This is a genomic window from Morganella morganii H1r, from assembly GCF_000633515.1.
GTDB lineage: Bacteria > Pseudomonadota > Gammaproteobacteria > Enterobacterales > Enterobacteriaceae > Morganella > Morganella morganii_B.
This window is the reverse complement of the sequence record NZ_AYMP01000085.1, coordinates 1-4,822: the sequence shown is the minus strand read 5'-3', so window position 1 is coordinate 4,822 and position 4,822 is coordinate 1. Positions and strand designations below refer to the sequence as shown.

Here is a 4,822-nt window from a genome sequence, read left to right as displayed (position 1 = left end):
AATTTATTAAACCACTACAGACTAATACCGGAGCGACCCATGATTTTGTGCAATCGTGCAACACGGTTTTCATCGATAATTCGCTTTGAATCGATAGCGCCCTGCTCACGCTGCCACGCCATCAAATCCGCCGGGTCTGTAAATTTTGGCTTGATATGCTCCGGCTTAATGCGGTTAAACCGCGCCAGAGTCTGCGCTGCTGTTGTCATCAGAAGTCCTCCGGTATGAATTGCTGAACACGCTTAGGCTGAACAATGCGCTGCCGTGTCGGCGGTGATTTCGGCATAAACAAGCCTGTCCAGCCATTTGATATTGACTCTTCGATAACGCTTTCCGGTGAGTGTCCGGCTTCGTAGAATTTAGTAAGCTTGGATATCAGCCCGTTGAGCGTCTGTTTTGTCTTGATCGGTTTTTTCAGGTCTTTCCGGTAGGTAACCCAACCCACCCAAGTATCACGACTCAGCCAATCAGGCAGAGGATGCCCCATTGCGTCAAACGGTTCAGGCTTAACCTGTTTTTCAGGTTTAGGGGATATAGGGGTATTTAGATCTTTATTGTCTTTGGTAAGACTGTCTTTGGTGTTGGGTGATTCCACCAAACTTGAAAGGTTAAAACACCCAATTTCTTGGGTGGTTTCACCCGAACTTTTGGGTGGTTTAACTTTCTCTGTTTTTTGCCTATTAAGAACCCATTCATTCAGCTTTTTATTGACGCTGATAATTTTGAACAGCCCTGATTTTCTTAAATTTATGATTCGTCTGTTGGCTAGCTTATTCAGTGCCTTGTTCACATCTGAATCATCAAGGTCTGTCATGTCCGCGATGTAGGTATTCGTCACTTTATCTTCGGACTTGTTCCATCCAAATGTGCACATGATCACCGCGTCAAACACTTGGTGCTCCTGGCCTGACATTTTCAGTTTTGGCTTCAGTTTCCCTATGCTTGTTGCGGTGCGGAAATATCCGTCTTCAAGGCTTGCCACGTTAACCTCCGGCTTATCCGGCGATAGTTGTTTGTTGGCAAAATCCGCATGCCTAACAACTCCCATAGCGACCTCCATATCTTTGTTTCGTAATTACTTTCATGTATAATTACTCCGTCGTTATCTGTATCAAAAAAGGGGAAACAGTATATTCCCCTTTCCTAAATAACTGGTTATTGATACAGTGTGAAAGTTAAGTGCTTTTCTTAATGCGCCTCTGCTGCTCCAACAGCCGGGGCGTTTTCTTTTGTTCTCATCAGAGAGAGTTCGCCGATCTGCTTCCACAGAAACCGGTACTCTTCCTCGCTGATTTTCTTCTCGCCTGGCAAAACAAAATCTGTGATACCGGCTGCGGCCAATGTCTCGCATATCTCCGGTAACTTTTCTGTTCTGCGTAAGACTGTTGAATCGTGTACACCGAGCAGTTTTGCAACCACTGTCTGTGTGGTGCTTCTCAGTGCCTGATGAGCTGTTGCCATCAGATGATTTGACACAAACCGGTTAAACGATTTGCGTGGATTTGCATTTTCCATAATTCATAATGTCCTTATTGAGATAACAGTTATTCGCTCACTTCCTGTGAGGAGGTGCTGTGTTGAAAAGTTGCTCTGAGAATTTACTCTGAGCTAGTCCAGGCGCACATCGCATGGATGTGCTTGTTAAAGAGCGGTGGTGTTACATATATCTCTGCGGATACAAAATTTGCATTTCAGTAATTTTTTTTTCGTAAAACTTCGCCAATTTCTCTGCAATTTCTAACGATGCCGCCTGAGTTCCACGCTCCAGGCGGCTGAGGTTGCCGACATCGCAATTTATTGCTGCCGCCACCTCTGCAATTGTTAATTGCTTTTCAAGGCGAATTTTCCTTAACGGTGTAGTTTGCATATCTCACTCCTTATAGATGCGCTACACGCATATTATCACATCGCAAAATATGCGCAACACGCTTTGTGTGATACGCATAAATAAAGTTGAATTGAAGGTATGAAAATAGGAACTAGAATTCGCGAAATACGAAAAAGCAAAGGGATGACAATCCTTGAGCTAGCCACGGCTATTGGTAGCGACGTGGGGAACATCTCTCGTCTAGAAACCAATAAGCAAGGTTATTCAGAAAATACGCTAATAAAAATAGCATCCGCCTTAGGTGTGTCCGTTGCTGATTTATTTACTGAAAATACAGTAAGCCAAGACAAAATTGAATTCGTCGGATTTGTGCCTGATGGCATGGTTAAAGTCATCGGTGAGGCATTCTTAGGAGCTGAGGGCGCAGTGGATATGATAGAAACCCTTGATGGGTGGCTAAATATTTACAGCGATGACAAAGATGCCTATGCCCTCAAAGTCAAAGGTGACAGTATGTGGCCTAGAATTCAATCAGGTGAGTACGTTGTCATTGAGCCAAACACAACCGTCCGGTCTGGTGATGAGGTGTTTGTGCGAACCCATGATGGACACAACATGATCAAGGTTCTGAACAAGACCCGTGACGGTGATTATCAATTTACCAGTATCAACAATACGCACCAGCCGATCACCATAGACCCGTTACAGGTCGATAAAATGCACTATGTTGCGGCAATAGTGAAGCCTACTAAGTTTATTGATAAGTGCGATAAGCCGGCCAGGTCTCTGTTCTAACAGTGGCCTGACGACACATTCTGATGAAGAGAATAAGCAACTGGTTCAGACGCAATAAGTTACTCACACTACTGGTTGCGCTGATAGCTGCCGGTGCTTTAGTTTTGGAGCTTATCTTTGAATGTACGCTGATACCTGTTCTTATTTGGCTGTCTGAGGTCTAACACTGGAGGGTGTATGCAAGCTTTACAATGGATGCGTGATAACCGGTTTAAATTCCTGCTGTCAGTTGTAGTGGTGTTTGAGAGCGTGAACTACCTGATGGCCTGACGACACATTCTGAGGATAAAACATGGCATTTAATGACATTGAAGTCACACAAATTAAGCAATGTATGAACTATTTCATGGGAAAGCGCCGCCCACCGAAACATATTCGGGATGAGCACGATCTTCAGTATCGTATTGAAGACGATAGCGTAATCATTTTTGAAGTCCGGCAATTGGCTTGGAGTACTGGTAGAGCCGAAGAAATGCTGGCAAAAATAACAATTAACAGAGTCGGTAATTCATGGTCATTGTTCTGGTCTACTGAAGATAACGAATGGAGACACTACGACGGCAAGATGATAGGCAGCTTTTCAGACGCAATAAAAATTATTGATGAAGATGCAGATCATAGATTCTTCGGCTAACAGTGACCTGACGACACGTTTTAGGGTGTGTAAATTAATTTCCCATTTTGGGAAAAGTATATACAATGTAATTAAGGTGCCTTACTAATGATACTTTATAACGTCGAATTAATTAGAGAGCATTGCCTCAAGTATCATCAATGTAAGGGCGCTATGGATATGTGGGAAAACAGAGTTCGCTCTGCGACCTGGAAGACTTTCAGTGATGTAAAAAATATATTCAGGACGGCTGATTACACTGATGGTTTGATAATATTCAATATCCAAGGAAATCATCACAGGCTTGTAGTTGAGGCTGTTTTCCATGAGGGTGCTGTCGCCATAAAGTGGGTCGGGACGCATTCAGAATATGATAAAAAATGCAAAAAAGGTGGCTTTAAGTTATGAGCAAATCACATCCTAAAGTTATCAAAAGTAGAGAGCAATACAGAGAATACATGAATGAATTCATGTCGTTTTTTGGGAAAAACCTTGATGACAATGAAGACTTAAAGGATCGATATGAGCTTTTAGGTGTGCTTATCCAAGATTATGAAAGAAAAGAGTTTCCTCCTGAAAAACCATCGGCTCTTGATGCTATTCTTTTTGAAATGGATCAGCGTGGCCTGTCTCAAAAAGACATGGTTGAATACTTTGGCTCGAGACCAAAGGTGTCAGAAGTTTTGAATGGCAAGAGAGGACTTAGCAAAGCCATGATAAAAAAACTTCACGGTGGCCTTGGGATACCATTGGACATACTTATTCAGTCGCCAGATGACTTACCGGTACCTGATGTTGAAGACATGATCCGAGTAACCGGCCCTAACCCCCAGGAGCGCAAGATCACATCATGGGATGTGGAAGCTTCACCTGGAAAGCTGCAAAAAATAGTGATGTCTGTGTCGCCAACATGCGATAAGAGCGTGATGTAATGAAAATAAAAATAGTCTACAAAGAAGTGCATTACCTTGGACTTAGACACCTTGAAGATGGTGAAATTGAACAAGAAAATGAATTGAGATTCACCTTAGGTACTGAAATTTTTCATAATAAACATGATGCCACATTAACCAAATTTAGATACACAGTAACAGCTACTCTTAAAGATGAAGTCTCGCTTGAGTTAATCTATGATTTTGCATTCCAAACAGATCGCGAGGTTACAGAGAGCTTCAATGAAAGTGAAGCGGCTACAATCATGGCTCCTAATTTGGCATACCCATACATAAAGGCATATGTTGAAAATATCTTTTCCATTTCTGGGTATAAGAAAATCATTCTTCCATACTTAAATTTCTTCGACGAGCCCCTGAAACCAGAATTACCATAGCTACCCCAGCCCTCCCCGCGAGGGCTTTTTTGTGCCTGCAATTCCCCCTCCTGTGTGATCTGCGCCCAATCGTGACGATTTTTTGAAAATAAATTGGTTGTGAAATCAAAATGATGCATTTTTTGCGCCTATACGCATATCTTTAAATGCAAATATGCGCTTGACGCATTTGCGTAAAATGCATATTATTGTCCCATCAACGGAACACACCCCGAGATAACGCTCTTTAACATCATTGTGTAGTGGTCAACTAAAA

The 4,822-nt window shown here is 42.5% G+C and carries 9 protein-coding genes; 5 read left to right on the top strand and 4 right to left on the bottom strand.

Annotated elements, in window-relative coordinates:
- Window positions 1-14: 14 nt before the first annotated feature.
- The 4 genes from U868_RS0122785 to U868_RS0122770 all read right to left on the bottom strand — a co-directional run bounded on the left by U868_RS0122785 (window position 15) and on the right by U868_RS0122770 (window position 1,867).
- Window positions 15-209 carry a hypothetical protein gene (locus U868_RS0122785; RefSeq protein WP_025155297.1) on the bottom strand — a complete coding sequence of 65 codons (195 nt, stop codon included), beginning with the start codon at window positions 207-209 and terminating at the stop codon, window positions 15-17.
- The gene (locus U868_RS26090; protein WP_025155296.1) at window positions 209-1,060 is read right to left on the bottom strand and encodes a replication protein; all 852 of its coding nucleotides are present in this window, start codon (window positions 1,058-1,060) and stop codon (window positions 209-211) included. The genes U868_RS0122785 and U868_RS26090 overlap by 1 nt, the downstream gene beginning before the upstream one ends.
- 128 nt (window positions 1,061-1,188) lie before the next feature.
- Window positions 1,189-1,515 carry a hypothetical protein gene (locus tag U868_RS0122775; protein WP_025154244.1) on the bottom strand — a complete coding sequence of 109 codons (327 nt, stop codon included), beginning with the start codon at window positions 1,513-1,515 and terminating at the stop codon, window positions 1,189-1,191.
- A gap of 142 nt (window positions 1,516-1,657) precedes the next feature.
- Window positions 1,658-1,867, bottom strand: coding sequence for a helix-turn-helix domain-containing protein (locus U868_RS0122770; protein WP_025155295.1), 210 nt, complete (start codon window positions 1,865-1,867; stop codon window positions 1,658-1,660).
- A 99-nt stretch (window positions 1,868-1,966) separates the two neighbouring features.
- On the opposite strand from U868_RS0122770, the gene U868_RS0122760 reads away from it, so the two are divergent.
- From U868_RS0122760 to U868_RS24275, 5 genes are all read left to right on the top strand, one after another.
- Window positions 1,967-2,623, top strand: coding sequence for an XRE family transcriptional regulator (locus tag U868_RS0122760; RefSeq protein WP_036412425.1), 657 nt, complete (start codon window positions 1,967-1,969; stop codon window positions 2,621-2,623).
- A 292-nt stretch (window positions 2,624-2,915) separates the two neighbouring features.
- A complete protein-coding gene (locus tag U868_RS0122755) occupies window positions 2,916-3,257 on the top strand; it encodes a DUF3024 domain-containing protein (protein WP_025155293.1) in 342 nt (113 codons plus the stop codon).
- Between the two features lie 153 nt (window positions 3,258-3,410).
- Window positions 3,411-3,644 (top strand): type II toxin-antitoxin system HigB family toxin, encoded by a 234-nt coding sequence (locus tag U868_RS0122750; RefSeq protein WP_162817292.1) that lies wholly within the window; start codon window positions 3,411-3,413, stop codon window positions 3,642-3,644.
- Window positions 3,641-4,168 carry a helix-turn-helix domain-containing protein gene (locus U868_RS0122745; protein WP_025155291.1) on the top strand — a complete coding sequence of 176 codons (528 nt, stop codon included), beginning with the start codon at window positions 3,641-3,643 and terminating at the stop codon, window positions 4,166-4,168. Before U868_RS0122750 ends, U868_RS0122745 begins: the two co-directional genes overlap by 4 nt.
- Complete coding sequence (locus tag U868_RS24275) at window positions 4,168-4,566, top strand: protein-export chaperone SecB (RefSeq protein ID WP_025155290.1); 399 nt, start codon at window positions 4,168-4,170, stop codon at window positions 4,564-4,566. Before U868_RS0122745 ends, U868_RS24275 begins: the two co-directional genes overlap by 1 nt.
- The last annotated feature ends 256 nt before the right edge of the window (window positions 4,567-4,822 follow it).